The sequence below is a fragment of the Kitasatospora sp. NPDC056076 genome (assembly GCF_042266305.1).
Taxonomy (GTDB): Bacteria; Actinomycetota; Actinomycetes; order Streptomycetales; family Streptomycetaceae; genus Kitasatospora.
Genome location: NZ_JBHJWG010000034.1, coordinates 1 through 26,994 on the forward strand (window position 1 = coordinate 1; position 26,994 = coordinate 26,994).

Below are 26,994 nucleotides of genomic sequence, written 5' to 3' on the forward strand. Positions count from 1 at the left end.
CCGCCACCACCAGAGGACCCCGATGCGCCGCCTGCCGCTCCTGCTCACCACCGCCGCCCTCTGCGGCGCCCTGGCGACAGCCGGGGCACTGCACCGCCCGACGGCGGACCGCACCGGGTCCTCGGGCGACGACGCGGCGCACGCCGCAGGCCCGCGCACCGCGGGCAGCTCCCTCGCCCGGGCGATCACCGCCGAACAGCAGCGGCTCAAGGCGCTGCCGAACGACGCCCCCGGCTGGGCCAGGCTGGGCGCGGAGTACGTCGAACAGGCCCGGCTGACGGCCGACCCGTCCTACTACCCGAAGGCCGACGAGGCCCTGCACCGCTCCCTCACGCTCGCACCCGACGCCAACACCGAGGCCCTCACCGGCCTGGGAGCCCTCGCCAACGCCCGCCACCTCTTCGACCGGGCACGTGACTTCGCCGAACAGGCCATCGCCGCCTCGCCCGCGCACTGGCCCGCCTACGCCGTCCTCGCCGACGCCCGCACCCAACTCGGCGACGACGCCGGCGCCACCGACGCCGTCCAGCAACTCCTCGACCGCAGGCCCGGCACCGCCTCCTTCACCCGCGCCGCCTACGACCTCGAACAGCACGGCCACCCCGACCAGGCCCGCGCCGCCCTCGAAAGCGCCCTCGCCTCGGCCTTCGACCCCGCCGACAAGGCCTTCTGCCGCTTCCAGATCGCCGAACTCGACCGCAACGCCGGCCACCCCGACCAGGCCCTGACCGGCTACCGCGAAGCCCTCGCCGCCGACCCCGGCCACACCCCCGCACTCGCCGGGCAGGCCCGGGCCGAAGCCGCCCTCGGCAACACCGAGGCCGCCGTCCGGGACTACGACGCCGCCATCGCCAAGGTCCCGCTCCCCCAGTACCTCCTCGAACTCGGAGAACTCCACGAATCCCTCGGCCACCCCGAACTGGCCCAGGAGCAGTACCGCCTGCTGGAAGCCGAACAGCGCCTGGCCGCCGCCAACGGCGTCGTCGACGACCTCACCCTCGGCCAGTACCAGGCCGACCACGGCGACCCCGCCGAAGCCGTACGCCTGCTGCGGGCCGAATGGCAACGGCGCCACAACGTCCTGGTCGCCGACGCCCTCGCCTGGGCCCTGCACCGCCAAGGCGCGGACCAGGAAGCACTGGACCTGGCCGAACAGGCCGAAAACCACGGCTGGCACAACGCCGTGTTCCTCTACCACCACGGCGAGATCGAACGCGCCCTCGGACACACCGAAGCCGCCCGCACCCACCTCGGCCAGGCCCTCGCCACCGACCCCTCCTTCAACCCCCTCCACGCACCCCGCGCCCGCGCAGACCTCGCCGCCCTCACCAACACCCGCTGACTGGATCAAGGCCAGGGAGGCGGTAGAACCACCACCCGGTGTGAACCCCTTTAACTCGCTCCCCGGCGGTAGGACTCGACCGGGCTGCCATCCTGCGATCAGCCCAGGTTCCGCCGCCAGCCCAACCCATTCAACCGCCTGCCCGCACAGCTCCACCACTGCCTCAAGAGCCGCCAGCTGTTCGATGGGCAGACCGCGTTCCCGGCCCCGCAGGAACTCGCTGCAGCAGCGGCGTAGCAGGATCTACGGCGGCCATCGGCGGTGTGCTTGAATCGCCGGATGATCGACTGGTCCGCTCTGCGCGATGTGTACGGCGCGTCGGTTGCGATACCCGGGCTGCTGGAACGGGCAGCCGATCGTGATCAGGACGCGATCGACCTACTCTGGGGGCGCTTGTGCCATCAGGGGGCGATCTCCTCGGCGAGCATTGCCGCGCTTCCGCGGCTGGCGGACATCGCCGGGAACAGCGCCTCCGGGCACTGGGCGCTCGACCTGGCCGGCGCCATCGCGGGCGGCCTGCTCCAAGACCACCACGGCACCGACGAAGAGGTGGCCCGCCAGGAGCCGACCCTGGCCCGGCTACGGAACCTGGCCACCGCGCGCCTGGCGCCCGGCCAGGACAGTCAAGTCTATCTCGGCCTGCTGCAGGCGATACTCGCCTTCGATCGCCAGCCCCTGTGGTTCGGGACTCTGGACGACTTCACCGACTCCTTCTACACCGTCGCCTGCCCGCACTGCCGCGCAACCGTGACGGTCGCGATCGGCGACTACGGCTGCTACTCCTCGATCCGGGACTGGGATCTGGGGGACACCCAACGGATCCCGCTGCGGCCCGCCGCGGCAGACGCGCTGACCGGCGTCGGAAGGATGCTGCATGAGCTGGCTGAACGGGACGGACAGACACGGCTCGCCTGGGGCCTCAAGCACCTGTTCGGCCGGGGGAGTGCCCGGGTTTCGGAATCGTCTTCGGCATCGCGTCGGAATACGCGGCCACGAACGCACCCGACCCATGGGACTTCGCCCGTCACCACACCACAGACCCCTCCTGACCGCCAGCGAGGCGTTCGAGCACCGAGCCCGCGCCCAAGGGCCCGGACTTGGCGGCTTGACGTCGTGAGGTGTCTGACGTCCCGGCACCGTCGTTGGGTCAGGTGTGACGATGCCTGCGATCCCTCCGGGGCCAGTTGTGAGTACGGTCCCGCACTTTCCCGATGTGCCGATCTACTCGGAGTTGGCGCTCTTGTGGCAGGCAGACGGCCGGACGGTGCCCGGGCAGCCGGATCCCGTGTGGGAGCTACTGACGGGCGGTTGGGATCGCCGGTTGATCCCTGCGGCCCGCGACCTGCGGACCACCTGAGTGCCCGTCCGGATCCCCGGCCTGGCACAACGGCGATGGGACGCATGGGGCAGTGGTGTCGCCAGCCGGACGGACGCGACCGTGTTGCTGGGACGTTGGGAGGCTCGGAGGATCGTCCGTATGACAACAGCACTTGACCGCAGTGAGCGGGACAGGCTCGCGGCCCTTGTCGACGAGCTTCCGGCAGTGCCTGGTAAGGGTTCAAACAGTGTGGGTGTGGACGAGGCTCTGCTGGAGTTGGGCGTGGCCCTGCTCGGGCAGTTCTCGGCCGCCTTCCATGGCGAGCCGATCGGCCGGGCTGCCGGCATCGTGGCCGACCGTCTGCAGCTCAGCGTGCCGATGACCGCGATCCTGGCGATGAAGAACAAAATGGAGGCGGGCAACCTGGAGCCTCACTGACCCGGGCCCTCTCGCCCCGTTGAACGGGCGTCCGCCGCCGTTTCCGCCACTGCGTCGGCGGACGCCGTCGACGAGGACGCGGCGGCGCGGCCGGTGAGTTCATCATCGGCACGGACCCGACCGTCGGCGCCTGCGAGCGCGTGGCCACGACCAACGTGCGGAGGCCGAGGCCCACTCACTGGGGCGAGTACACGACCAGGTCGATCCGGGCGAGCTCGGGTCCGCACCCCGGCTGAGCAGAGGCCCGCCCACGGCACACGCGGTGGCCGACGGCATCATCGTTCGCCGAAGCCAGCGGGTTCGCAGGATCCGGGCGAACCGGTGCGGTGAACCCGCTGGAGCCAGTTTCGGCTCCGGTGCCGTGCAAAGGCGGGTTCGCCACCGGCAGCCGTGCTCGGTCGCCGCTGCTGCGGTACGGGGTCGTTCTCTGGGCATAGCACCACCTGCAGGCCGTGGGATGAGTCGGCGAGTGCGCCCCTGACCGTGCAGGTGTGCCGAAGCGCGCTACCTGTCATCAGGTGCGCCGAGTGAGCCGGGACAGAGGACGACGGTTGCCACTGTCTCCTCGCGCTACTTGTCCCCGATGGCCGCAGCGCGGCTTCTCTGTCATCGGCTGCCCGAAGTGGCCCGGGTTGCTCGACGACGGCAGACCGGTGCTACGCGGGTGAGGTCACACCCGCCACGGACACCACCGGCGACCGGTCCGGGCTGCGGGAACGGAAGAAAGCCCGGACCCGGCAGGCGATCCGCCGCGCCGCCTACCGCCTGTTCGCCGAGAACAGGTACGCGGCCACCCGGGTCGAGATCGCCGCCGCCGAGGTCTCGCCCAGCACCGTCTTCCGCTACTTCGCCACCAAGGAGGACATCGTCCTCACCGACGAACAGGACCCGCTCCTGGCAGCCGGACTGCGGTCCCGCCCCGCCGGCGAACCGGTCCTCGAATCCCTGCGCCACGCCGTCCTCGACACCCTGGACCACCTCCACGCCACCGACCGCACCGAACTCGTCCAGCGCACCCGCCTCGTCCGCGAGGTCCCCGTGATCCGCGGCCGCACCGCCGAACAGGCCGCACGGGACGCGGACATGCTCGCCGCCGTCCTGGCCGAACGCGCCGGACACCCCGCCGACTCCCTGCCCGTCCGCGTCATCTGCGTCGCCGTGATGGCCGCCGTCGACGAGACCCTGTGGCAGTGGGTCAGCGGCGGCCAGCAGGAAGACCTGCACGACCTCGTCGACCGGACCATGGACCTCCTCGCCAGGGGGATGACCCTCTGACTGGGTCTTTCGTCCCAGAACCCAGGGACAGGAACGAAACACCCATCCACCGCGGAGGAGGAGTGTTGCTCGCTCAGGGTTCGAGGATTTGAGAGCAGTTCTTGACGGTGCCGGTATTCCCGCCCCGGATGGTGCACTCGTTGATGCCGGCACCGCCGTCGATGGTGCCGGCGTTACCGACGACGTCGGCGGTGTCCGTGCCCGTGCCGCGGGAGGCGGTGACAACGTCGTCACCGGGGCCGCCGGTGAAGGTACCGGTGCTGGTGTTGCCGTTCCCGCCTGGTGCGTCGGGTCCGCCCGCTCCGCCGGTCATCTTGGTGAGGGTGGCGGTGCCGGTGGTGAGGACGCGCTTGCTGTTGCCACTACCGCCGGTTCCGCCGACCCCACTGGGGCCGGCGGGACCGCCGGTTCCGCCGGTGAGGGTGATGGAGGTGGTGGCGGTGATGGTGCCGGCGTTCGCATCGCCTCCGATGCCGCTGGTACCGCCGGTGCCGCCGGTGACGGTCACTCCGGGAGCGGTGGCCGTACCGCTGTTTCCGCTTCCACCCATCCCTCTGAGTACGCCGGTGGTTCCGCCGATGAGGGTGATGGTTGTGGTGGCGGTGATGGTGCCGGTGTTTCCATCGCCTCCGGGGCTGCCGGTGTCAGCGAGGGCGCTGTGGCCGCCGGCAGCGCGCACGTCCGGTGCGTCGATCATGCCGGTGTTGCCTGCGCCTCCGCTGCCGGCTGTCCCGGGTCCGTGTAGCCCGGATGAGCCTTCACCGCCGTTCCCGCCTGTGGCCAGCACCCTCGCGCTGGCGTTGATCTTGCCGCTGTTCCCGGCCCCGCCGTCGCCACCGTGCTTTCGGTTGTGGCTACTGTTGCCGCCGTTGCCACCCGTGGTGCTTGTGGTCTCGCTGATGATGGTTCCGGTGTTGCCCGCCCCTCCGGAACCCTCGTCCGCGCCAATGCCGCCATTGGCGGTGACCGCGGCGGGCGGGGCGGTGATCTGGGAGCTCCGGTTGCCTGCCCCGCCGTCTCCACCGCGCCCAGCGGTGCCGTTCGGCGCGGTCGACCCGCCGGCGATTCCTTCGGTGCCGCCCGCGCCGGCGCTGCCGCCGGTGACCCGGATTTCGCCAGGACCTGCGGACCGAATCGTTTCGGTGGCTGCTGGGCCGGACGAGCCGTCACCGCCCATCCCGCCGTTGCCGCCGTTTCCGCCGTTGCCTCTGGCACCGCCACAGCTTCCGCATGATTTGCCGCCGCCAGAGCCTCCTGCTCCGCCTGCGCCGCCGTTGCCGCCGGTGAGGATGGTGGTGCCGCCGCCGGTTTTCACCTGGCCGGTGTTGGCGGTGCCGCCGTTGCCGCCGATGGCGCCGTTTCCGCCGTTGCCGCTGGTTCCTCTGCCGCTCGAACTTTCCCCGCCCGTGCCACCATCACCGCCAGCGCCGCCATCTCCTCCGCGCAGGGTGATGCGGTTGATGCCTGTACCGGCATCGACGGTGCCGGTGTTCGCCGTCCCGCCTGTGCCACCGGGCATGCCATCCCCACCGTTACCGCCGTTATCGCCGCTGGAGCCGGCGGCCCCGTTCGAGCCGCGCGCTCCGCTGGGGCCCGTGATGGTGATGGTGTCGTCGCCCGCACCGCCTCGGATGGTGCCGCTGTTGGTGCCGTTGATGGTGATGGTGTCGCCTGCGTCGTCGGCCTGGACGGTGTCCTCGGCGAGGACGTAGGGGCAGACGATAGTGGTCGTGCCGGTGGAGGTGTCGATCGTGCAGTAGGCGGGGGCGGACGCCTGGACGGCGTGGACGGCCGGCGCCAGCCACAGCGACCAGGCGGTGGTGGCTAACACGGTCGCACCGATCACCGCACCGCGAACAGCACTGACACTCGTGGCCCTGGCGCCCGTGGCCGGGGTCCTTCTGGTGCTGGTGAACAACCTGCGTCCTTAATCCTTTGTCGTCGAACGGTCAGACACATCCAATCCACGAGGGCGGAACCGCGCACGCGCTGCACCGCTGAACGAGAAGCGACATGCCGACCCATCAGCCAAGCGGTGCAGAGCCGGGCCGGTCGCTAGGTTGCGGAAGGGCGGCACCCGCGGTCGATGGCGTCCGGCGAAGCCCCGTTGCCCGGTTATCGCCCGTGCTCGTCACGGGGCCGACGGCTGGGCGGGGTCGATGGTGAAGCGTTCGGGGTGGGCGGGCGGGTGTAGGCGATCGCGGTGGCAACGGAGAGCGCGAACAGGTGCATGAGGTGGACGGGGTCGCCGGTGTGGCGGGCCTCGTCGAGGATGCGGTCGCGGCGCAGGCACTGGCCCGAGGCTCCGGCGGCGGTGTTGGGGCCGACGAAGAAGGTCGTGATGGCGGGCCGGCCCGCGGCATCGGCGGCGGTAACTCGGCTGGAGACCAGGTAGGGGTTGGGGCAGATCGGCCAGCGGCGGTGGCGTTCGCGCAGCATCCGCTGGAGCAGGGTGAAGGTGAGTTCGTCGAGGATGACGGTGCGGGCTGGGCCGGGCCGGGCCGCCGAGGTTCAGGGCCAGGCGGCCGATGGCGAGGTCGAGGTGGGCGTGTAGGAGCTGTTCAACGCCGACGGCGTGGATCGCGGTGAGGGCGGGGACGGCGGCCCGGTCGGCGTGGCCGCCCGTTCCAGCAGTCCGATGAGCCGGTCCGGAGGCAGGGGACGGGGCGGGCGGCGCGTTGTGGGCAGGGTGAGCGCGCGGGACAGGGCGCGCAGAGCCACCTGAACGCTGCGGGCGCGGTGCTCGGGCAGGCCGCCGATCATCGTACGGAGATGCTCGAGCGAGACCTCCCACAGCGATGTGTGGGCGCACGCCAGGATGGTCAGGGGCCGCCCGTGCGGCGGACTCCTGCGCCACAGGGGCAACGTGGCGTGCCCGTCCGGGCCCGACGCCACCGCGTGGCCGATAGGAACGCCGTCGGGCACCAGCCCGGCATCAGTCTTGTCGCTCTTCGGCTCGATCCCTGACACCGCCTGCGCTCCCGACACCAACCCCACCCATATCTGCCGAGATGTTGCAGTTGCGATCTATGTGCAGTAAGACGGGGTCGACGCGCGTGGCCCCCGAGCGGTCGTGGTTCAGAAGCGCGCCGTCCCTGCGCCCATGACACCGCCGAGGAGCCCTGCCATGACCAGCGGTCCAGCCACGGGTCCGTGTCCGCTCTGCCCCGCACCGCCGGAAATCCCGGTGGTCACCGCCATGCTGCCGGTGCGCGGTACGAAGGTCGGCGCGCACGCCACGACCGGCGACACCGCGCTCACTTGGGCGCGGGTACCCGACGAGGGCGCGCCGCGGGCCACCGCTGCTGGGCTGGGCTTGACCGTCCTCCCTCCGGCCACGCGTGCCGTGCGACCGTCTGCTGCCGCGGGGCCGAAATGACGCGGCAGCGAAACGACGCACACCCTGACCACGGGCGGCTGATCCGCGACGAGGAAGCCGACCTGGTGCTCTGCCACCTGTGCGGCCGTGGCTACCGTTCCCTGGGATCGCACCTGCGGGCCCATGGGTTGACAGCCGACGAGTACCGGGCGCGGTTCGGGCTGATGCGCTCGCGGCCGCTGGCCGCCCGCGCTCTGTCCCGCGCCCGCTCCTCCACGCAGCGCACCGCGTTTGAGGCATCGTCGCGCATGCGGGCGCACTTCGAGCCCGGCCAGGCCATGGCGCGCAATGGGGATCTGCTGCGTGAGGCGCGGCGTTCCTTCGAGGAGCACGGCGCCTCCGCGCAGCTGGCCCGTGAGCGGCTGGAGAAGCTCGCAGCCGGCCGCCGGACCCAGTCGGACGCTGCTGCTGCGCGGCTGGGTGAACGGGTCGCGGCGCTCGGCCACCGTAGCCTTGAGCAGGCGCTGCGTGCCCTGTACATCGACGGCGATCTCAGTCAGGAGGCCGCCGCGCGAGCGCTGGGGGTGGGCAACGAGCGGTTTCGGGACCTGCTGCGCCTGCACGGGATCGTGGTTCGCGCTGTCGGCCGCAACTCACCCACGGGCAAGCAGGCACGTGTGGCCTCCAACGACACCGAGACCGCTCGGCGGGTCGGCGCCGACGACATCGTGGCCTGGTTGCGTGAGCAGCGCTCGGGTGGGGCGACCCTGTCCGGGCTCGCGGCCCGCACCGGACGCAGTATTCCGTGGGTGGTGGCCCGGCTGCGCCGGTGAACGTGCAGGCCCGGCGCGACCAGCCGTATGGGCCGGTCCCCGGGAGCCGGGGGCCGGGCCCGTGAGAGTTTGCGGCAGGCTGGTTCAGCCGGTGGAGTCCTGGCTGGGGCGGACGTTGGCGGACCACTTCTCCTCGATGCGGCCGAACTTCCAGACGGCGAGCGCGACGATCCAGGTGACGAAGAACAGGCCGACGATGACGAACGCGACGACATTGAGGTCCAGCCCGCCGACCCAGTCCCAGAACGCCCCGTGCAGGTCGAGCTTGTCGGCCGCCAAGGAGAGGATCTCGACCGTTCCGATGATCAGGGCGACGGCCACGGACAGGCCGGTCATGGTGAGGTTGTAGTAGACCTTGCGGACCGGCTTGGAGAACGCCCAGCCGTACGCGAAGTTCATGAACGTCCCGTCGATCGTGTCGAGCAGGCTCATGCCGGCGGTGAACAGGACGGGCAGGCACAAGATCGCGTACCAGGGCAGGCCCGAGGCCGCGCCGGTGCCGGCGAGGACCAGCAGGGCGATCTCGGTGGCGGTGTCGAAGCCCAGGCCGAACAGCAGGCCGACGGGGTACATCTGCCAGGGTTTGGTGACGGCCTTCATCACCCGGCCGAGAAGCCGGTTCATCAGGCCGCGTTTGTTGAGCTGCTCCTCCAGCGCGCTCTCGTCGTAGAGGCCGGCGCGCATTTGCCGGAACACCTTCCAGATCCCGACCAGGATCACAAGGTTGACGGCCGCGATCGCGTAGAGGAACGTACCGGACACGGTCGTGCCGATCAGGCCGGTGACGTTGTGGAGCTGCGAGCCGTCGTCCTCGACCGGCCCGGCCAGGGCCTTGATGCCGAAGGCGAGCAGCGCGGCGAGGCCGAAGACGATGCTGGAGTGGCCCAGTGAGAACCAGAACCCCACGGACAGCGGCCGTTTGCCCTCGTGCATCAGCTTGCGCGTGGTGTTGTCGATGGCGGCGATGTGGTCCGCGTCGAACGCGTGCCGCATCCCGAGGGTGTAGGCGGTGAGGCCGATACCGACGCCGAAGCTCTTCTCGCCGAGGCTGAGGTTCTGCGGGGCGACCAGGGCCACAACACCACGCCCGCGCCCAAGCACGTTGCCACCGGAAGTCACGCCAAGTCACTCCCGTGGCCGTGTCGAGACCGCCGGGCATCCCCATGTCATCGGCGTCGGCACACCGGCTTCTGCACCGTGTGCACGGCCAAACGGTCATCGACCTGCCGGTTTCCGGTTCCCGAGGGAGGCGCTTACGGGCTTCCGCCCGAGCCGGGCCGTAGCGTCAGAGCCAGCCCCCGCAACCGGTGCACAGGTGTGAAGGAGCGCCACCATCGACGACCCCGAGCACGACCACGACAGAACCGGGCCTCGCCAGCCCCCGCCCGACGCGCGACCGGAACCCAGCCCCACACAACCACCGCAGCCAGCGCCTCCAACGGACACCCCGCCGGCTGCGCCGCCAGCGGATACCTCACCCAGCCCCAACGACGGACATCGCCCAGGGAAGAGGCCTACCGCCAAGCACCCGCGGCCAGCCCGGACCGCCCACCTTCGCTCCACGCTCCGGACAACGCTCGCCTCCGGCGCAGCGCCGCCCGGCCCCACCCGGCCCGAGTTCTGGCGCAGCCCGTTGCGCGGGCCCTGGCTGACCTCCGTGTTCGGCCTTGTCCTGCTGGCCGGTATCCCGCTGATGTTCGTGACCGGTCTGCTGTCCTACGCCGCTTACAATCCGGACCTGGCGGCGGTCAACGACCAGACGCCGGACAAGGGCTGGCTCGGCTTCTACCTGTTCGCCTGGCCGACGCGCCCCGTGTGGCTGTACCGGCTCAACCAGGGCGTCCACGTCACGCTCGGTGTGGTGCTGGTCCCGGTGCTGCTGGCGAAGCTCTGGTCGGTGATCCCCCGGCTCTTCTCCTGGCCTCCGCTGCGCTCACCCGCCCACGCCCTGGACCGCCTGTCGCTGCTGCTGCTGGTCGGTGGTGCGCTGTTCGAGTTCGTCACCGGCGTCCTCAACATCCAGTTGCACTACATCTTCCCCGGCTCGTTCTACACGCTGCACTTCTACGGCGCTTGGGTGTTCATCGGCGCGTTCGCGGTGCACACGTGCTTCCGCATCCCGGTCATGATCCGCGCCCTGCGCGGCCGGAGCCTGCGCGCCGAACTACGCACGGGTACAGCATGCACGGTCCCCGAGCCGCCCGACGACTCCGGCCTCGTGACTCCCCGCCCCGCGCCCGCGACCCTCTCTCGTCGCGGTGCGCTCGCCACCGTCGGCGCCGGCTCCCTGGTCCTGTTCGCGGTGACGGCCGGTCAGAGCATCGGCGGGTGGTGGCGCTCGACGGCGCTGCTCGCCCCGCACGGGCAGGAACCCGCCCCCGGCCCCAACGGCTTCCAGATCAACAAGTCAGCGGCTGACGTGGGCATCCGCCCCGCCGACATCGGCCCCGACTGGCGGCTTACCGTCCGCGGTCCCGGCCGCGAACGCGTCCTCACCCTCGACCAGCTGCGCGATCTTCCTCAGAGCAGCGCGGCGCTCCCGATCGCCTGCGTCGAGGGGTGGTCCACCCCGGACCAACACTGGAGCGGGGTGCGGCTGGCCGACCTCGCCGCCCTCGTCGGCCTGACCGGGGACCCGCCCGACGTCTTCGTCGAATCCGTCGAGCGCGGCGGATCCTTCGCCTCCACGGTCCTGCGCGACAACCAGGTCCGCGACCCGCAGTCCCTGCTCGCCCTGCGCGTCAACGGAGCCGATCTCTCACCCGACCACGGCTACCCCGCCCGGATCATCGTGCCCGCCAACCCCGGCGTCCACAACACCAAATGGGTCACCCGTCTCACCTTCGGAGCCGCCCGGTGAAGGCCCCCGGCACTCGCACCTTCCGCCGCCGCTACGGCGCCTCCCCCCTCCACCTCCTGCTGGTCCTGTGCTCCTTCGCCCTCACCGTGTACGCCGGGCTGCGGCTCCTCAGGGGAGACCCGCTGCGCGTCGCGATCTGGTTCGTCGCCGCCGCCCTCCTGCACGACCTCGTCCTGCTGCCCCTGTACAGCCTCACCGACCGCGCCACCCAGGCCCTGCTCGCACGCCGGAGCGCGCAGTCCCGCACTGACCACCTCCACGGGGTCAACTACGTCCGCGTCCCCGCCTACCTGTCGCTGCTCCTGCTCGTGGTCTGGTACCCGCTGATCCTGCGCCGCGTACCCGGTTACCGTCCTGCCACCACCCTGGACCCCGACCGCTTCCTCGGGAACTGGCTGCTGCTCACCGCCGCGTTCTTCGCGGCGTCCGCGGCTGTGCTGACGGCCGTCATGTGGCGCGGACGGCACCAGGTGGCCAAGGACACGTCCAGCTGACCGCCGCTCGCGGGCCGGGCGGCCGGGCGGCGCTGGGCCTGGCCGGGGCGGCGCCGCCAGCGGCGGTTCGGCGCAGCGCGAGGAAGACGCGGCCCGCCGAAGTCCATTCCTCGGTGGGGGTCCAGCCCGTTGACCGGCCATGCCGGGCCAGCGCCGCGGCGCCCGCGCTCGCCCAGGTGAACGGGGCGCTTCGGCCGAGGGCGTCGACGACCTGCACGAGGTGGCGCTCGTCCACGTCGTCGGGGGCGGCCTCGGCCAGGAGCAGGCCGCCCGGCCGCACGATGGAGGCGACCCTCCGCAGGAGCCCGGCCACGTCTCCGCCGATGCCCACATTGCCGTCCAGCAGCAGCGCCGTTGCCCACGCGCCCTCGCGCGGCACGTGCTCGAAGACCGACCGGACGACCGCGTGGGCGCCCCAGCTGATGGTGTGGGCCACCGCCGACGGGCACACATCGATTCCCATGGCGTTGCGGCCCGAGGAGGCCAGGGCTCTCACGATCCGGCCCGGCCCGCAGCCGACGTCCAGGACGCTTCCGGTGCAGCGCCGTAGCACGCCGAGGTCCCCGCCGCCGGCGGGCTCGCGCCAGCGCCGGATGTCCAGGGGAACGAGGACGCCATCACCGCGCCGCAGGAGCACCGGAGCGCTCCCAGGAACGAGAGCCCGCTCCCAGGGCCCGGAATCCCAGCCCCGGCCGCCAGGCGCCGCCCGTCCTTCGTACCGGCCTGGCCTGGTCAGCGGGCTTGCCGAGCCGGTGACCGGGCCGGCCGTAACTGACGTGACGTCGCTCACCCACAACCCCGGATCCTCGCGAGACGGCTCGAATCTCATCCGAAAGCCTGCGACACACGCCGCGCCGCAGGCGCACCGGCATGAGCAGAACCAGCCTGTCGGCCCAACGCGTGTCACCTGATGGCGGGAACGGGCCGTCCGAGACCGGCACCCCGCCGGACCCGGTCGCCGTGGCGGCCGTCCTTTCGGCGGGACCTGTGCGGCGGACCTTGGGCGTGTGGGTCAGTGCGCGTCGGTGGACCGGCTCAGGTCCTCCCAGTCGGCGACGTCCCGCAGCCGGGAGGCGAGCTGGGCACGGATGCCGTCGACAGCGTCGCCGCCCAGCGCCAGGCGCAGCGGGGGTTTGCCGCTGTGGACTGCGGTGACGATGGCGGTGGCGGCCTTGGTGGGGTCGCCCTGTTCGCGGCCCTGCATGGAGTCGACATGGGCGCGGAAGGCGCCGACGGTGTCCTGGTAGGCGTCCAGTTCCGGGACGGGGATCTTTGCGGCGTTGATGTTGGTGCGGAAGGCGCCGGGTTCGACCAGCATCACCTGCACGCCGTGGGGTGCGAGTTCGCCGGACAGGGTCTGGGAGAGGCCTTCCAGGGCGAACTTGCCCGCGTGGTAGGCGCCGAAGCCGTGGAAGGTGGTCTGGCCGCCCATCGAGCTGATCTGGACGATGGTGCCGTGGCCTTGTGCGCGCAGGTGGGGCAGGACGGCCTTGGTGACCTCGGCCGCGCCGAAGAACAGGGTCTCCATCTGGGTGCGCAGCTGGTCCATGGTGAACTCCTCCACCGCGCCGAGGACCAGGTTGCCGGCGTTGTTGACGACGACGTCGATGTGCTCGTGGACGGCGAGGGTCGCCTCGACGGCGGCGTGTACGGAGGCCGGGTCGGTCACGTCGAGGGCGGTGGTGCTCACCCGGCCGTGGCCTTCGTCGGCCAGGCCGGCCAGGGTTTCGGGACGGCGTGCGGTGGCCATCACCCGGTCGCCGGCCGCGACGGCGGCGCGCACCAGTTCCCGGCCGAAGCCGCTGGAGCATCCCGTGACCAGCCAGACCCGGCTGTTGGCCGCTGCGTTCGAGGTGGCGGTCGCGACGGTGTCGGACCTCGTGGTGGCGCTGCTGTCGGGCATCGGTGAACTCCCTTGTCGGGGTGGGGAACCGGTCGTTTCCCCGGACAGCCACCAGCATGTCCGCGGGCCTTGGCCGTGATCCAACACCTGCTTCCTGCCGCGGCTACAGTCGGGGACTGTGACCCCTCCCGAGCTGCGGCAACTGCGCTACTTCCTCACCGTCGCCGAGGAACTGAACCTCACCCGCGCGGCCGAACGCCTCATGATCGCCCAGCAGTCCCTGTCGCAACAGATCACCGCGCTCGAACGCCATCTGGGCGTTCGGCTCTTCGAACGCGACCACCGCGGCACCCGACTGACTGCCGTCGGAGCGGTGTTCCTCCCCGAGGCACGTGCCGTCCTCGAACGTGCCGACCAGGCCCTCGCCGTCCTGCAACGCGCCCGCGAGGGCGACGTGGGCCGGCTGCGCCTGGCCTTCCTGACCACCGTGGCCAACCACCTGCTGCCCCCGGTGATCCGGGCCCTGCGCACGCAACTGCCCGACGTCCAGGTCACCACCGAGTCCGCGGGCATCGCCGCCCTCGTCGAGGGCGTCCTCGAGGGCCGCTACGACGCCGCGTTCACTCGCCCTCCCCTCGTCGACGGCATCGCGTCCCGCACCCTCGTCCGCGAACCGGTCTGCGCCGTCCTCCCCGAGGACCACCCCCTCGCCGACCGTGCCGAACTCACCTTGCGCGACCTCGCGGACGAGCCCTGGGTCCTCACCCCGCCCAGTTCCTGGGAGCCCTGGCACCGCGCCTACGACGATCACTTCCGCACGGCGGGCTTCACCCCCAACATCGTCCAGACCGACCCCAACCCGCAGAACCTCCTCGGCCTGGTCGCCGCCGGTCTCGGCGTCACCCGTCTCACCCAGTCCTCCCACAACCTGCGCCGCACCGGAGTCGTATTCATCCCCCTCACCGCCGCTTACGCCCCCACCGACATCATCTGGCGTCCCGGCAGCACCAACCCCGCCCTGCCCCGCCTGGTCGACATCGCCACCGAAGTCGCCGCCACCCACGACCTCACCCAGACGGGGTGAAGGTCCACCGGCCCGCGCCCTCCGGTGTCCGGCGTGATGCGACCGCGCCAGGCTGGTTCACCACCGGCCCACAGGTAACGCGGCCTGTACGTAGGTGACGACAGGACTCTGCGATCCGGACGCTGCCGTGTCCGACCGAAACTCACACCGGCCCGGGCCAGAGGGCACGGTGGAGGAGATATCAGAGCTTCTGGGGTCGGGGACGCTCAGCAATTCCGGTCCGGCGTGGACGGTGTCGTGGCCGCTGGCCATGGGTTACTCCGGCGGTGCGGTCAGACAGAGGCAGTCAAGGAGCACCAGGAAGTCATCGCGACCGCGGACATGGACGGCGACCGGCGCGCGGACCCTGGCCGCAGGCTCGGCGTCCACGGTCGGCTCGGCCGACTCGATGATGCCGCCCAGCGTCGACCCTACGGCTGTCCCGTAAGCAGCGCCGCGGTGGCTATGGCCTACCCGAAAGGCAGCAGGCGTTCGGCAAGTCGCACTGGGATTCCCATTGGCCGGCTCGTTAGCGAGCCGGCCAGATGGGGCAGGCGGGCATGTGGTGGCGCGTGATGACGACGGCGCCTCCGGGCAGGACCCGCCTGGTACGGGTACCGGCACAGCAACCCGCTTCCGGCCCCGGCCCAGGCCTGGGGATCGTTGGCGCGGTGAGCCGTTCCTCGGGAACGTTGAGGCGGCGCAGGGCTGAACGACGACGGCTGCGTCGGGGAAGAACCATCTCCCAACGATGCCGCCACCCGGCCTGTGCGCTGGACAGGCACGCCGGTGACGACCGGACGGTGCACCGGCCAGGGGCCGGTGCACCGCATTCCTGCTGCGAACAGGTACCTCTCCAACGAGCCGAGCCGCCGCAAGGGAACGGCCCCGCCCGGACGGCGCAACATCGCCACGCCGGCGGCCTCCTGGTCCAGGCCAGCCGGTGGGCGGCCATATTTCGTTGCGCACCGGCGGTGCGGGCCGGCCTCCGCATGCGCCAGCAAAGCCTGGGCGGCGACAAGTTGGGTGATGTGCGGGAAGGTTGCGTGTGTTCTGCGGATCCCCGCGCGGCGGCCTGCCGGTGGGTGCGGCCGCCATCGGTCGGTGCTGCCCTCACAAGGATCATTCGGATCGGGCAATCCGGGCTCGCCGCTGGTGGCGAATCAAGGGCAGGAAGGCGGCAGGGTCTCCGCCCCGGCGCGAATCCTTGGAATCGCTGCCCCTGACGGTAGGGCACTCTCAGCCCGGATCTCCTGTGGCGGGCCCGGGTTTGCCGGCCGGCTGCGGGGTCGGTCCGCCGTCCTCCGTTCACTGACCGCACGACCATGGAAGGAGATGTACAGCCATGCGCGCAATCCGAACGAAGCACTCGCTGGCGGCGGCCGCAGTGGCGGTGTCGCTGGCCGGCGGCGCGGCGCTGACGACCGCTGCGTCGGCGTCGGCGGCACCGGTCACGGCCGGTTCCTCCAGCGTCCGGTACCAGCAGCACGAGCAGGGCCGTGGCACCTGGCACCCCGGCGGGTGGGAGAACAAGCTCGTCCCCGGCGGGTGGGAGAGGGTCTGGCACGCCGGCTGGTGGGAGAACCAGTACCACCCGGGCTGGTGGGACGGCAATCACCACTGGCACGACGGCTACTCGTACAAGATGTGGCACGACAGCGGGTGGGAGAACCGCTGGCAGAGCGCCCACTGGGAGAAGGCCTGGTACGACGGGTACTGGACCTGACCGGGCCGGATCCCGATCACGGACAGTGCGCGGCCCCCGCACGCGGGGCCGCGCACTGTCCGTTCCGGCAGCTATACCGGCTGCCCCCACCACGATCGACAACCTCCAGCCGCCCTCGCTGGCGGCGAACCCCTTGTGGAAATGCCGTGAAAGCCATGACCACCACCACCGCACCCACCCGACGAGCACGCCCCGCCGACCCTGCGGCCGGCTACGCCCGCGCGACGGTCCTGTTCCGCCAGGTCCCGAGCCAAATCCCCCAACTGCGCTCGTTCGCAGCTTCGTTCATCCTGCACACCCGGCCGGGCCGCCCCGCCCACCTCGCGGACGTCCTGCTGGTGGTCACCGAACTCGCCACCAACGTCGTGCGTCACACCGAGGGCCCCGGCCGGCTGACCCTGACCTCGTGTGCCGACGGCACCGAGATCACGGTCAGCGACAGCAGCCGCCAGCTGCCGGTGGTACACCCGCTGGGGTGCGACGGCCTCTCGGGACGCGGGCTCGTCCTGGTCGCGGCGCTGTGCAGCCGCCTGCACGTGACACTCGACCCGGGCGCCGGAAAGACCGTCCGCGCACGGCTGCCCGACCGCTCGCCCGCGGCCCAGGAGATCCCCTGGCCGGACGGGCGCACGCGGAACTGGTAGGCACCCAGGCCCATCACCGCCCGCCGGCCCAGGCCCGTCGAGATCGAGGGCTCGCCCCTCGGCTCCGGGCCCGGGCCGATTAAGGCGGACCAATCGGTCACACAGTCGGCTCCGAATGCCGGGTGGGAACGGTCAGCCCCCGCTGGTGCTCCGTTCCACACCAATCCCTGCCTGGGAGATCCTCATGCGCGTCGCACCCGGCCACGCACCACCGCCGTCAGGACACCGAACCGGACGAGCAGCACGGATCCGGCCATGAACACGGTCGCCCGCCTGTCCAGCCTGCCCGACCCCGAGCCCGACCTGAAACCGCTGATCGCCCGCGTCGCCAAAGGCGACCACGACGCCTACACCCACCTGTACGACGCCCTCGCCCACCGCGCCTACAACCTCGTACGCCGCGTACTGCGCGACGAAGCGCAGTCCGAGGAAGTGACCCAGGAGGTGATGCTCGACGTGTGGCGAAGCGCCGCGCGCTATGAGCCGGAGCGTGGCGAGGTTGTGGCGTGGGTGATGACGATCGCGCACCGCAGGGCCGTGGACCGGGTCCGTTACTGCCGTGCGGCGGCCGAGCGCGACCGCAAGGCGGCCGCCGCCACCGGCGAGCCGGACTTCGATGTCGTCGTGGAGGAGGTCGAGGTGGCGCTCGAACACCAGCAGGTCCGCCGCTGCCTGCGCCAGCTCACACTGCTCCAGCGGCAGTCCGTGCTGCTGGCCTACTACCGGGGTCTCACCTACCGTGAGGTCGCCACTTATCTCGATGCGCCGCTCGGCACCGTCAAGACCCGCCTGCGTGACGCGCTGATCCGGCTGCGCGACTGTCTGGGAGCCGGATCATGACCACCGCATCCGGCCCCGACCTCCACCTGCTGACCGGCGCGTACGCCGCGCACGCGCTCGACCCGGCCGAGAACGAGGCGTTCGAACGCCACCTTGCCGCCTGCGTGCCCTGTGCGCTGGAGGTGGACGGCTTCGCCGCAGCCCTGGCGCGCCTGGGAGCCGCCCAGGCCGTGGTGGCGCCTCCCTCGCTGCGCCCCCGGGTCCTGGCTCTGCTCGAACAGACCCGCCAACTGCCGCCCCGGGCCCGGACCGTCGCGCCTTCACCCGCCGGACGGCGGCGCCGCAGCCGCGGTACCCGCTGGCCCCGGTTCGCGCTCGCCGCGTCAACCGCCATCGCCTCCACCCTGGGCGTTCTCGCCTACCAGCAGTACGACCAGGCAAGTTCGGCCCGCACCCAGGCCACCCAACTGCGCGAGCAGCAGGCCGTCTTCGGAGAACTCCTGACCGCCTCGGACGCCCGCGTCAGCACCACTACGGCCACCACCCTGCCCGGCACCGGGACCGTCGTCTGGTCACCCGGCCACAACCAGGCGGGTTTCCTCGCCGCCGGGTTGCCCCAGCCCGCCTCCGGGCGGGTCTACGAACTGTGGCTGGACCACGACGGAGCCATGAGCCCGGCAGGGCTGCTGGCCGCAGGAGACGGCGCGCTCGTCCTCAGCGCCCCCCTCGACCGCGCCCGCGCCGTCGCCCTCACCGACGAACCCGCCGGCGGATCGCTCCTCCCGACCACCAGCCCGATCATGGTTCTGCCCCTCGACGCTTCCCGTACAGCGTGAGACGGCGGCCGCCAGCCCGTCCTGGAAGCGGTGACGGTCACCCCAGTGCCCAGACCCGGCACATGGGGATGATTTTATGGAAAGGTGAGGTCACAGCCCTGTCGAGTCTCCTTTTCGGCCTATAGGGTGCGCACAGCGGCAGCGAGCGCTTCCTCGCACCACTACCCGTCCGGCCGCCGCGCCACGAACGCGGCCCCGAACAGCCGGGCCCGCAGGTCTCCCCCGTACCTGCGGTCCCGGCCCCTCCACCGGCCCGGTTGTCCGAGGTCGTCGCAGTCGAGGTCGCAAACCACCTCCGGGACCGCTGCTCACCGGGCAGCTCGGTCTGCTGGGACTGGGCGCCTCGACTTCGGCGGCGGGTGACGGGTGCGACCAGTCGGTGACGCCGACAACGACATCGGACGGCAACCGCCAGAACAGAGCGGCACACCGTCTGAGTGCCACCGCCGGGTGGACCGGGGACCCGGTCAGGCCGCCCAGTGGACTGGTGGCTGCCGTTCGGCGTCCGCGGGCATCCTCATCAGGGCGCTCCGGGCCTGGTAGACGCAGGAGCGCACGGTGCCGACGGGGCAGCCGATGACGTCGGCGGCGTCCTCGTAGGGCAGGCCCAGCATGGTGGTCAGAACGAACTCGTTCCGGCGCTCAGGGGGAAGCGCAGCAGCAGTTCGGCGAGTTTCGTGAAGGTGGCTGGTGCCGCTCGTCGTGGCCTCCGGGCTAGGGGCGGCTGGCCGCGCTGCGCACGGGGCCGGAGCTGAACCGGTGGCCATGGCGGCCTTCCCTGGCGGCGGGGCGTGTTCGCCGGCGCGCCGTGCGGGCCCCTGGCCGGGTCGCCGACCTGATCGGCTGCCGTGTCCGGCGGGCGGCTCCAGCGTTCGAAGGCCGGGGCTCGTTCGGATGTGTCCGGCATCCGGGTGCATCAGTGACTGCTCACCCGGCCAGCCGACCAGGTGTGCCGAAGAACCGGTACAGCCTGTACGGAACGGCCGGACGAGGGAGAGCAATGGTGGTGGCGCTGCGCACCGATCGGACCGTATGGGTCCGCCCGGCGGTGGAGACGGACCTTCGTCAGGTTGAGGACGTGATCGCGGCGGACTGTCTCGGCATCGCCCCGACCTCGGCTCGGCGAACCGGCCCGCTGACCTCCGGCCTGACACGCCAGGCGTTGCTGGTGGCCCACGATGGCCACGGTCAGGTCCTGGGCGCGGCAGCGCTGTGCCGGGCGGGCGCCCGGGACCTGCTGACGGGCGGCGTCGCCTGGCTGCACTGCCGCGAGCACCCGGTGACTGCGGCGGTCCTGGTGCGGGCGGCGCTGGAGCGCAGCGCGGGCCTGAGCGCCGTGACGGCATTCACCGAACCCACGCCGTGGCCGCCCCACCTGCCCGGGCTCGCCCTGCACGACCGGCCGGTGACGTTCGACGCCTTCACCGACGCCGGTTTCCGGACCGCGGATCAGTGGCTCCTGTTCCAACGCCCGCCCCAATCCGGCCAGGCCGGGAACGCAGACAGGGCCGAGCGCTGCACCGCGCCCCCGGTGTGGGTGACCGCGGCGGGCGGCATCAGCCGCACACCGCACAGCGAACCGTTCCCCCTTCCCGACACGCTGTGGAGGGGAAACCTGCGGCGATCGTTGGAACGAGTCGACGCGGGCGGGTACGGCCGGGCGCTCACCACGGTCGACCTGCTCGCCCCCCGAGCCACACGCCGGTGCGAGATCCTGCGCGCATGCGGCTTCGAAGAGGTCGACCTGCTGCGCTCACTCGTCCTCGTCTGAACCGCCCCGGCAGCACCCAGGTCCCACCCGGGCGCGACCAGCTCGCCGCGCTCGCCCATCACCTGCCCCAGGCACACGGCACCGTGGTCAGCGTCGACCAGGCCCTGCTGTCGATGGCCATGGCCCTGCTCGGGCAGCTGTCCACGGTGTTCGCACACGAGTCCGTCGGCCGGGCCTGCCCGACGGTGGCCGACCGGCTCCGGCTCCATGTCCCGATGACGCCATCCACGCAATGCACCGCGACCTGGAGTGCGCCCGGTTCGACACGGCGCTCACCGTCGACCGGGCGCCCGTGAAGTCACCCCCACGGGTGGAATCGCGGGCTGTTCGGGTCCTGTGACCAAGCCGGTGCGGTGCGGGCCCCGAAGGTCGGAAGGAAGGGGTCCGGCATTCGGCCGGGCCGATGGCCGAGACGGGACATGATGGGCAGCGAGCACATCGACACCCGGCTGCTGGAAGAACTCACCGAGCAGTCGCAGGACTTGAACAGCGACGCGATGCGGATCACCCGCGGGTCGCTGACCGATTTCGAGCAGGGCGCGGAGCCGGCCCGCCGGTGGTGGCAGCGCGTCGGCGCGCTCACCGGCCTCGCGGGGGCCGCAGGACTGGCAGGGGTTGCCCGGGCGGTGGCCGCGTCCCCGTCCGCGACGGCGTCGGCGGACGACATCAGGGCGCTGCAGACCGCCGCGTCCCTGGAGAACCTGGCGGTCAGCGTCTACCAGACCGCCGCCGGGCTTCCGTTCATCAAGGACGGCAACAAGACGGTCGCCGCGTTCATCGCCAAGACCACCGAGCAGCACCAGGCCCACGCCAAGGCCTTCAACGCCGCCGCGACCACCGCCGGCGGGCAGGCGCAGAACGACCCCGACCCGAAGTACAAGGCCGTCGTCGACCAGACCCTGCCCACCATCAAGACCCCGGCCGACGTGGTGAAGCTCGCCATCACGCTGGAGGACGTCGCCGCCCAGACGTACACCAAGAACGTCGGCCAGGTGAGCAACGCCGACCTGCGCAAGCTGTTCGCCTCCGTCGCCCCGGTCGAGGCCCAGCACCGTGCCGTCCTGCTGGCCGTGCAGGCGCTGCTGGCGGGCAACGCCGCCGACCTGATCACCATCCCGGTCGACCCGGCGAAGCTCCCCGCGGCCGCGGGCAGCGTGGGCTTCCCCGACGCCTTCTACAAGACCGACAACGCCTCCCCGATCACCGAAGGGGCCGTGAAGTGAGCACCGACCGCACCTGGGAGCCCGCCATCGGCGAGGCCGAACTCGCCCGCCTGACCAGGGACATGGACGAGGCCCACCGCGCCACCCTCCCGGTCATGCGCGAGAGCGCACGCGAGCTGGCCGACCAGATCCGCGTCACCGGCCAGGCCGAGCTGGCCCGGCGCCGCTTCCTGCTCGGCGCGGGCGGAGTGGCCGCGGCCCTGACACTGGCCGCCTGCTCCAGCAGCAAGGACGTCAAGGACCCGGCGCCGTCCAGCCCGGCCGGCACGATGCCCGGCTCGGCGTCGGCGTCCGGTAGGTACACCGGGGACCTCCAGGTCGTCGCGCTGGCCACCGCCCTGGAGAACCAGGCCGTCGGCGCCTACCAGGCCACCCTGGACGCCGCCAAGGCGGGCAAGCTCGGTACCGTCCCCCCGGCGGTGGCTACCTTCGTCACCACCGCGATGGCCCAGCACGCCGACCACGCCAAGGCCTGGAACGCCGTCCTCACCGGCGCCGGCCTGCCCGCGATCACCGACGTGCCGCTGTCCAACCAGCCGGAGACCCTGGCCGCGCTCGGCAAGGCCACCTCCGTCGGCGACGTCGCCAAGCTCGCCCTCGACCTGGAGGACCAGGCCGCCCAGACCTACCTCTTCGCGACCTACAACGTCACCAGCCCCGCCGGCATCGCCACCGCGGCCAGCATCGCGCCGGTCGAGGCCATGCACGCGGCCGTCCTGAACTACGTGCTCGGCCAGTACCCCGTCCCGGACGACTTCCTGCCCACCGACAAGGCCGCCAGCCCCACCCTCCTCACCGTCTGACCCCACCCCCGAGCGGGCGCGCGCCCGGACCGATCGGAGCCGACAACCCCACGGCCCCGCCGGGCGCGCGCCCTCCCCGCGAACGGAGAGCCGCCATGGCCTTGTCCCGGGTCGCGCAAGCCGGCGCCACGCTGCTGCTGGCCTGCGCCCTCACCGCCTGCTCCAGCAGCTCATCCGGCCCCAGCCACCCAGTCGCCAGCACATCCCCCTCGGGCACCGCCACCTCGCCGCCCTCGCGAAGCGACGTCAACGGCAGCGTCCGCATCACCATCAAGAACTTCGCCTTCCAGCCGGCCACTGTCACCCTGCGCCCCGGCGACACCGTCACCGTCACCAACCAGGACTCCACCGCCCACACCCTCACCGCAGACGACAAGAGCTTCGACACCGGCACCATCGCCCCCGGCGCCACCGCCACCTTCACCGCCCCCGAGAAGAGCGGCGCCCACCCCTACATCTGCACCATCCACCAGTTCATGCACGGCACCCTCACCGTCAGCTGAACCACCCAGCCCGGAAAGGACCCAGTTCCAGCCGTGCCCGCTCCCCGGACAGCACGCACTGCACGCCGCCTGCAGAACATCGAAACCGTCCTGCGGCTGCTCGCCGCCACCGGCCTGCTCATCGACGCCGTCGTCCACCTCCGCCTCGCCGACCGCTACGACGCCGTCACCGCCACCATCAGCCAGGGCACCCTCTTCCGCGCCGAAGCCGCAGCCGCGGCCCTGGCCCTCACCCTCGTCCTACTGTGGCGCCGCCCACTGGGCGACCTGTTCGCCTGGACCGTCGCCGCCTCCGGACTGGCCGCCCTCCTGCTCTACCGCTACGTCGACGTGGGCGCCCACGGCCCGCTGCCCGACATGTACGAACCCCTCTGGTTCGCCGACAAGACCCTCACCGCCTGCGCCCAGGCCGTCGCCGTACTCTGCCTGACCGCACTGCTCGCCGGACACCGTCGGCGCGACCAATAGCGCCCGGCGGCCCGGCCCGGCTCGGCGTACCTCCGAGCACTCGGGCACCCAGAGGTACTGCCGCCGTCCCAGCACGGTACGAGTCCGCCTCCAGGCTGGCGACGATCGCGCCCTGGGTCCCGGCCAACGCATCTGGGCAACGCTCCGTCAGGCGCGGCCGAGACGGTGAACAAGACGCCGGCCACGGATCCGGATGCGCGAGCGCGCCCGAGCGCCGTGCTATCGGTTGCCCGGGGAGCCGGAAGCCAGGACAGCAACCCAGACATCACAAGATCGGAGAGTACGTCCATGAAATCGAACATCGGTCTGCTGGTGCGCATCGAAGCCCGTCCGGAGCACGCGGACGAGGTCGAGCAGCTCCTGCGCGCAGCCCTTGACGCGGCCCGCGCCGAGGAACAGACCGTGACCTGGTTCGCCTTTCGGGAGAGCCCGACCGTCTTCGGGATCTTCGACACCTTCACCGACGAAGCGGGCCGCACCGGCCACCTGAACGGACCGATCGCCGCCGCCCTCATGGACATCGCCCCCACAGTGATGGAGAGTGCCCCCGCCCTGCTCGCCACCGCACCGGACATCCGCCCCGTCGACATCCTGGCCGTCAAACCCATCTGATGACCGGCCTGGTCTGTTGGGCGTAAACACCCCCAACTGGCCACCACGGTCCGGCGTGTGGCGGCGGCACCGCAGCAGGACCGTGTGTTCATGAGAGGACCGCCGGCCACTTTCCGGCGCCTCCCGCCCCTGTGTTCCGCACGTGCGCGAAGCACGGGGCCACACGATGAAGGAGTTCCCCGGATGCGACTTTCCGCCTCCGCCCGCCGACGCCTGACGCGCGCCGCGGCCTGTACGGGCAGCGCTCTGCTCGCCGTCGTCTCGACCGTCGGCCTCGCCACCGCCGACACCCGCCCCGCACACCGGGCCGCCGGTGACGGGTTCGGCCCGCCGCCGATCGGCGAGCACACCATCCAGCCGCTCAAGCGCCCCTGCACCACCGGCGAGCCCGAGGAGCTGTGCCGCAACATCGGCGTCACCGACGGCTGGTTCAACGGGCACGACGTCAAGTTTCTCTACACCCAGAACTACTTCTGCGACCCGTCCGTCGCCTCCGGCGCCGACGGCGGCTGCGAGGTCGGCCAGAAGTTCAACAACGTGCCCCCGGGCACCACCTCGGAGGCCTTCACCGACCCCCTGTACATCCCCGTCCCGCTGTTCAGCCCCGCTCCCACCAACCTCCAGTGCCCGGCGGGTCCCTGCGTCGACCACCCGATGATGATCGACCTCTCCCGCATCGCCGGCGCGCTCGGGCAGGACCCGGCCACCCTCAAGAACGTGCCCGTGCCCGGGCACGACCACATCATCGCCGACCGCAACATGGACCGCCCCGAATGGTGGCCCGTCTACGTCATCGGCGTGACCAACCCCGACTCCTTCGCCAAGATCCAGCAGGGCAAGGACCTCTCCACCGCCACCCGCCTCGCCCAGGACCCCAACGCCGGCGTCACCGCCCCCATCCCCACCAACCTCTTCCTCTGGTTCCAGACCCTCGCCGGCACCAGCGACCGCTGCCCGCCCGACGACACGTACGCGACCGCGCCCGGCGGCCAGGGCTGCGCCACGCGCTGAAACTGGCGACCCGAACGCAGCACGTCTGACACCACGGACGCCCCACGGCCACGGCCGGAGTCTGCCGTCGGCCCTTGGGGAAGGTCACAGCCCAGGGGGCGGGGCACCCCATGACGAAGGGGAGGGCACCCCGCCCGGCGCGCGCCGCCCGACCCTGAAACGCCCGGCGGCCCGCACACCCGGCATTCGGGCCGCCCCGGCCCCCGGACGGCCCCCACCCGCGAACCTCACCCGATCGGCGCACCGTCGGCAGGCCGGCCACACCCCGAGCGGCACCGCTGGCGTTCACTCCTCGGAGCGTGTGGGTCTCGCAGCGGCCCGCCTCCGGTGGCATGCTGGGACGATTGCGGTCCCGTCCCGAAGGGAGACCGGCGGTGTCTCAACCACCCCTGCTGAGGCTGCGTCCGGGCAGGTCAACGTGACAGGCTGGGTGGTCGGAACCGTCGGCACGTCAGGGGAGCCAAAGCGGCTGCTCGTGGTACTCGGCGACGGCCGACGGATGGTGAGCCGCGAGCTCTCCGGGCGGGAACGGGCGGAACTGGGACCGCCGATCACCGGACGACTCAACACGCACAACAGCGCCGCGCGGTCCCTGGTGCACTGGCTGCGCCCGGCACTACCCGTCGTCGTCGAGGTCGAAGCCAGCCAGGTACGCCGTATCACCCTGTCCAGCGCAGACAACTGAGCCGCTCGTGTGGAAACGGGTGCCTCGGGTGCGGGGTCGTACACGTGGACTTGAAGAGGCGCTCCGGCCCGCCGGCACCCCGCGCGACGCGAGGCTGCCGCAAGGTCGCACCAGCCCGGCCAGGAATCTCACCCCAGCACCGCAGGTTCCGCATCCCCGGGTTCGTCCGCCCAGCCGGGGGCCGTACCGTCCTCCAGCTGTTCGTGCAGTCGCGCCAGCGTGGCGCTGAGCAGCCGGGAGACGTGCATCTGCGAGACGCCGATGCGGTCGGCGATCCGGGACTGGGTCCAGCCGTCCCAGAACCGGAGCTTGAGCACGGTCTGCTCACGGGCGGGGAGGTCGGCGAGTAGCGGGCGCACGGCGGTGCGGAAGTCGACGAGGTCGATCGCGGGGTCGCAGCAGCCGAGCCGGTCGACCAGCGTGCTGCCGGTCCCGTCGACGTCCTGGTCGCACAGCGCGTCCAGCGAGCTGGGGCGGTAGACGCGTCCGGCGACGAGGCCCTGGGCGACCTGCGCCTCGGTGAGGTCGAGGTCCTCGGCGAGCTCCGCGGGGTGCGGGAGGCGTCCGAGTTCCTGCTCCAGCCGGTCGGAGCCGCGGGCAACGGTCAGGTACAGCTCCTGCATGCTGCGCGGCACTCGGACGGGCCAGGAGGTGTCGCGGAAGAACCGCTTGATCTCGCCGATGATGGTGGGGACGGCGTAGGTGATGAACTCGACGCCGCGCTGCGGGTCGTAGCCGTCGACGGCCTTGATCAGGCCGATCGTGCCGACCTGGAGGATGTCCTCCATGTCCTCGGCGCGGTGGCGGAAGCGGGCGGCGATGTAGCGCACCAGCGGCATGTTCAGCTCGATGACGGTGCCGCGGACGTAGCTGTAGGCGTGGGTCTCGCGGGCGAGCCCGGCCAGGCGCTCGAACAGCGCGTCGCTGAGTTCCCGCGCCTCGAACTTGCCCATCGAGCGCAGCTGCTCGTCGCTCGGGCGCGCCGGTAAGTCGGACGGGAGATCGGACGGCGGGGTGAGCGGCTGGGCGACCGGCCGGTCCAAGGCGCGGTGGGTTTGCTGTGTGGTGGTCACGGCTGACCTCCCCAGGACATCGGGGGCGGGCACCAGGCACCAGCGGCCCGCGCGGCTGCGCGTGGCGGGCTGTT

The 26,994-nt window shown here is 71.7% G+C and carries 25 protein-coding genes and 1 pseudogene; 19 read left to right on the forward strand and 7 right to left on the reverse strand.

Annotated features, from left to right (window positions below; genetic code table 11):
* The 3 genes from ACFC1T_RS25600 to ACFC1T_RS25610 form a co-directional block, all read left to right on the forward strand.
* A partial coding sequence (locus ACFC1T_RS25600; RefSeq protein WP_375892121.1) for a tetratricopeptide repeat protein occupies positions 1 to 1,342 on the forward strand: 1,342 nt, incomplete at its 5' end.
* A 1,573-nt stretch (positions 1,343 to 2,915) separates the two neighbouring features.
* Positions 2,916 to 3,098: a hypothetical protein gene (locus ACFC1T_RS25605; RefSeq protein WP_375892123.1), complete on the forward strand. Its 183-nt coding sequence runs from the start codon at positions 2,916 to 2,918 to the stop codon at positions 3,096 to 3,098.
* A gap of 804 nt (positions 3,099 to 3,902) precedes the next feature.
* Complete coding sequence (locus ACFC1T_RS25610; protein WP_375892285.1) at positions 3,903 to 4,373, forward strand: TetR family transcriptional regulator; 471 nt, start codon at positions 3,903 to 3,905, stop codon at positions 4,371 to 4,373.
* Between the two features lie 73 nt (positions 4,374 to 4,446).
* On the opposite strand, the gene ACFC1T_RS25615 is transcribed toward ACFC1T_RS25610, so the two are convergent.
* Positions 4,447 to 6,291 carry a hypothetical protein gene (locus tag ACFC1T_RS25615; protein ID WP_375892124.1) on the reverse strand — a complete coding sequence of 615 codons (1,845 nt, stop codon included), beginning with the start codon at positions 6,289 to 6,291 and terminating at the stop codon, positions 4,447 to 4,449.
* Between the two features lie 197 nt (positions 6,292 to 6,488).
* Positions 6,489 to 6,812 carry a hypothetical protein gene (locus ACFC1T_RS25620; RefSeq protein ID WP_375892125.1) on the reverse strand — a complete coding sequence of 108 codons (324 nt, stop codon included), beginning with the start codon at positions 6,810 to 6,812 and terminating at the stop codon, positions 6,489 to 6,491.
* A 936-nt stretch (positions 6,813 to 7,748) separates the two neighbouring features.
* Between ACFC1T_RS25620 and ACFC1T_RS25625 the strand changes: the two genes are divergently transcribed.
* The gene (locus ACFC1T_RS25625) at positions 7,749 to 8,525 is read left to right on the forward strand and encodes a MucR family transcriptional regulator (RefSeq protein ID WP_375892126.1); all 777 of its coding nucleotides are present in this window, start codon (positions 7,749 to 7,751) and stop codon (positions 8,523 to 8,525) included.
* An 84-nt stretch (positions 8,526 to 8,609) separates the two neighbouring features.
* Here the strand turns inward: ACFC1T_RS25625 and ACFC1T_RS25630 are convergent.
* Positions 8,610 to 9,605 (reverse strand): annotated as a pseudogene (locus ACFC1T_RS25630) (HoxN/HupN/NixA family nickel/cobalt transporter); the annotation flags it as partial.
* Between the two features lie 553 nt (positions 9,606 to 10,158).
* On the opposite strand from ACFC1T_RS25630, the gene ACFC1T_RS25635 reads away from it, so the two are divergent.
* Together ACFC1T_RS25635 and ACFC1T_RS25640 are read left to right on the forward strand one after the other, a co-directional pair.
* On the forward strand, positions 10,159 to 11,385 hold the full coding sequence (locus ACFC1T_RS25635) for a molybdopterin-dependent oxidoreductase (protein WP_375892128.1): 1,227 nt from the start codon (positions 10,159 to 10,161) through the stop codon (positions 11,383 to 11,385).
* Positions 11,382 to 11,879, forward strand: a complete 498-nt coding sequence (locus tag ACFC1T_RS25640; RefSeq protein WP_375892130.1) for a hypothetical protein — start codon at positions 11,382 to 11,384, stop codon at positions 11,877 to 11,879. The genes ACFC1T_RS25635 and ACFC1T_RS25640 overlap by 4 nt, the downstream gene beginning before the upstream one ends.
* Here the strand turns inward: ACFC1T_RS25640 and ACFC1T_RS25645 are convergent.
* The gene (locus ACFC1T_RS25645) at positions 11,833 to 12,516 is read right to left on the reverse strand and encodes a class I SAM-dependent methyltransferase (protein WP_375892132.1); all 684 of its coding nucleotides are present in this window, start codon (positions 12,514 to 12,516) and stop codon (positions 11,833 to 11,835) included. The genes ACFC1T_RS25640 and ACFC1T_RS25645 overlap by 47 nt on opposite strands.
* Before the next feature lie 375 nt (positions 12,517 to 12,891).
* Positions 12,892 to 13,782 (reverse strand): SDR family NAD(P)-dependent oxidoreductase, encoded by an 891-nt coding sequence (locus ACFC1T_RS25650; protein WP_375892133.1) that lies wholly within the window; start codon positions 13,780 to 13,782, stop codon positions 12,892 to 12,894.
* Between the two features lie 118 nt (positions 13,783 to 13,900).
* Between ACFC1T_RS25650 and ACFC1T_RS25655 the strand changes: the two genes are divergently transcribed.
* From ACFC1T_RS25655 to ACFC1T_RS25675, 5 genes are all read left to right on the forward strand, one after another.
* On the forward strand, positions 13,901 to 14,806 hold the full coding sequence (locus ACFC1T_RS25655) for a LysR substrate-binding domain-containing protein (protein ID WP_375892135.1): 906 nt from the start codon (positions 13,901 to 13,903) through the stop codon (positions 14,804 to 14,806).
* A gap of 1,324 nt (positions 14,807 to 16,130) precedes the next feature.
* Positions 16,131 to 16,511, forward strand: a complete 381-nt coding sequence (locus ACFC1T_RS25660) for a hypothetical protein (RefSeq protein WP_375892136.1) — start codon at positions 16,131 to 16,133, stop codon at positions 16,509 to 16,511.
* Between the two features lie 155 nt (positions 16,512 to 16,666).
* The gene (locus tag ACFC1T_RS25665; RefSeq protein ID WP_375892138.1) at positions 16,667 to 17,155 is read left to right on the forward strand and encodes an ATP-binding protein; all 489 of its coding nucleotides are present in this window, start codon (positions 16,667 to 16,669) and stop codon (positions 17,153 to 17,155) included.
* A gap of 255 nt (positions 17,156 to 17,410) precedes the next feature.
* Entirely contained in the window at positions 17,411 to 17,995 is a 585-nt protein-coding gene (sigK, locus tag ACFC1T_RS25670; RefSeq protein ID WP_375892139.1) for an ECF RNA polymerase sigma factor SigK, read from the forward strand.
* The gene (locus tag ACFC1T_RS25675) at positions 17,992 to 18,771 is read left to right on the forward strand and encodes an anti-sigma factor domain-containing protein (protein ID WP_375892141.1); all 780 of its coding nucleotides are present in this window, start codon (positions 17,992 to 17,994) and stop codon (positions 18,769 to 18,771) included. The genes sigK and ACFC1T_RS25675 overlap by 4 nt, the downstream gene beginning before the upstream one ends.
* 467 nt (positions 18,772 to 19,238) lie before the next feature.
* On the opposite strand, the gene ACFC1T_RS25680 is transcribed toward ACFC1T_RS25675, so the two are convergent.
* Complete coding sequence (locus tag ACFC1T_RS25680) at positions 19,239 to 19,688, reverse strand: sigma factor-like helix-turn-helix DNA-binding protein (RefSeq protein ID WP_375892143.1); 450 nt, start codon at positions 19,686 to 19,688, stop codon at positions 19,239 to 19,241.
* An 83-nt stretch (positions 19,689 to 19,771) separates the two neighbouring features.
* Here ACFC1T_RS25680 and ACFC1T_RS25685 point away from each other — a divergent pair, with 83 nt between their 5' ends.
* The 8 genes from ACFC1T_RS25685 (at position 19,772) to ACFC1T_RS25720 (ending at position 25,847) form a co-directional block, all read left to right on the forward strand.
* The gene (locus ACFC1T_RS25685) at positions 19,772 to 20,542 is read left to right on the forward strand and encodes a hypothetical protein (protein ID WP_375892145.1); all 771 of its coding nucleotides are present in this window, start codon (positions 19,772 to 19,774) and stop codon (positions 20,540 to 20,542) included.
* A gap of 422 nt (positions 20,543 to 20,964) precedes the next feature.
* Entirely contained in the window at positions 20,965 to 21,765 is an 801-nt protein-coding gene (locus tag ACFC1T_RS25690) for a ferritin-like domain-containing protein (RefSeq protein ID WP_375892147.1), read from the forward strand.
* A complete protein-coding gene (locus ACFC1T_RS25695; RefSeq protein WP_375892149.1) occupies positions 21,762 to 22,568 on the forward strand; it encodes a ferritin-like domain-containing protein in 807 nt (268 codons plus the stop codon). Before ACFC1T_RS25690 ends, ACFC1T_RS25695 begins: the two co-directional genes overlap by 4 nt.
* A 95-nt stretch (positions 22,569 to 22,663) precedes the next feature.
* Positions 22,664 to 23,071 (forward strand): cupredoxin domain-containing protein, encoded by a 408-nt coding sequence (locus ACFC1T_RS25700; RefSeq protein ID WP_375892151.1) that lies wholly within the window; start codon positions 22,664 to 22,666, stop codon positions 23,069 to 23,071.
* Between the two features lie 33 nt (positions 23,072 to 23,104).
* Complete coding sequence (locus ACFC1T_RS25705; RefSeq protein ID WP_375892153.1) at positions 23,105 to 23,539, forward strand: hypothetical protein; 435 nt, start codon at positions 23,105 to 23,107, stop codon at positions 23,537 to 23,539.
* Between the two features lie 288 nt (positions 23,540 to 23,827).
* The gene (locus tag ACFC1T_RS25710) at positions 23,828 to 24,151 is read left to right on the forward strand and encodes a putative quinol monooxygenase (protein ID WP_375892154.1); all 324 of its coding nucleotides are present in this window, start codon (positions 23,828 to 23,830) and stop codon (positions 24,149 to 24,151) included.
* A gap of 183 nt (positions 24,152 to 24,334) precedes the next feature.
* Complete coding sequence (locus ACFC1T_RS25715) at positions 24,335 to 25,162, forward strand: hypothetical protein (RefSeq protein WP_375892155.1); 828 nt, start codon at positions 24,335 to 24,337, stop codon at positions 25,160 to 25,162.
* Positions 25,163 to 25,592: 430 nt separating this feature from the next.
* A complete protein-coding gene (locus ACFC1T_RS25720; RefSeq protein WP_375892157.1) occupies positions 25,593 to 25,847 on the forward strand; it encodes a hypothetical protein in 255 nt (84 codons plus the stop codon).
* 128 nt (positions 25,848 to 25,975) lie between these two features.
* On the opposite strand, the gene ACFC1T_RS25725 is transcribed toward ACFC1T_RS25720, so the two are convergent.
* Positions 25,976 to 26,920: a SigB/SigF/SigG family RNA polymerase sigma factor gene (locus tag ACFC1T_RS25725; protein WP_375892158.1), complete on the reverse strand. Its 945-nt coding sequence runs from the start codon at positions 26,918 to 26,920 to the stop codon at positions 25,976 to 25,978.
* Positions 26,921 to 26,994 lie beyond the last annotated feature (74 nt).

Bases quoted from the DNA above. Each gene is read 5' to 3' on its own strand.
- ACFC1T_RS25620 (WP_375892125.1), bottom strand. From the start codon at position 6,812: ATGCTGCGCGAACGCCACCGCCGCTGGCCGATCTGCCCCAACCCCTAC.
- ACFC1T_RS25625 (WP_375892126.1), top strand. From the start codon at position 7,749: ATGACGCGGCAGCGAAACGACGCACACCCTGACCACGGGCGGCTGATC.
- ACFC1T_RS25650 (WP_375892133.1), bottom strand. From the start codon at position 13,782: ATGCCCGACAGCAGCGCCACCACGAGGTCCGACACCGTCGCGACCGCC.
- ACFC1T_RS25660 (WP_375892136.1), top strand. From the start codon at position 16,131: ATGCGCGCAATCCGAACGAAGCACTCGCTGGCGGCGGCCGCAGTGGCG.
- ACFC1T_RS25665 (WP_375892138.1), top strand. From the start codon at position 16,667: ATGACCACCACCACCGCACCCACCCGACGAGCACGCCCCGCCGACCCT.
- sigK (WP_375892139.1), top strand. From the start codon at position 17,411: ATGAACACGGTCGCCCGCCTGTCCAGCCTGCCCGACCCCGAGCCCGAC.
- ACFC1T_RS25675 (WP_375892141.1), top strand. From the start codon at position 17,992: ATGACCACCGCATCCGGCCCCGACCTCCACCTGCTGACCGGCGCGTAC.
- ACFC1T_RS25680 (WP_375892143.1), bottom strand. From the start codon at position 19,688: ATGCACCCGGATGCCGGACACATCCGAACGAGCCCCGGCCTTCGAACG.
- ACFC1T_RS25685 (WP_375892145.1), top strand. From the start codon at position 19,772: ATGGTGGTGGCGCTGCGCACCGATCGGACCGTATGGGTCCGCCCGGCG.
- ACFC1T_RS25690 (WP_375892147.1), top strand. From the start codon at position 20,965: ATGGGCAGCGAGCACATCGACACCCGGCTGCTGGAAGAACTCACCGAG.
- ACFC1T_RS25700 (WP_375892151.1), top strand. From the start codon at position 22,664: ATGGCCTTGTCCCGGGTCGCGCAAGCCGGCGCCACGCTGCTGCTGGCC.
- ACFC1T_RS25710 (WP_375892154.1), top strand. From the start codon at position 23,828: ATGAAATCGAACATCGGTCTGCTGGTGCGCATCGAAGCCCGTCCGGAG.
- ACFC1T_RS25715 (WP_375892155.1), top strand. From the start codon at position 24,335: ATGCGACTTTCCGCCTCCGCCCGCCGACGCCTGACGCGCGCCGCGGCC.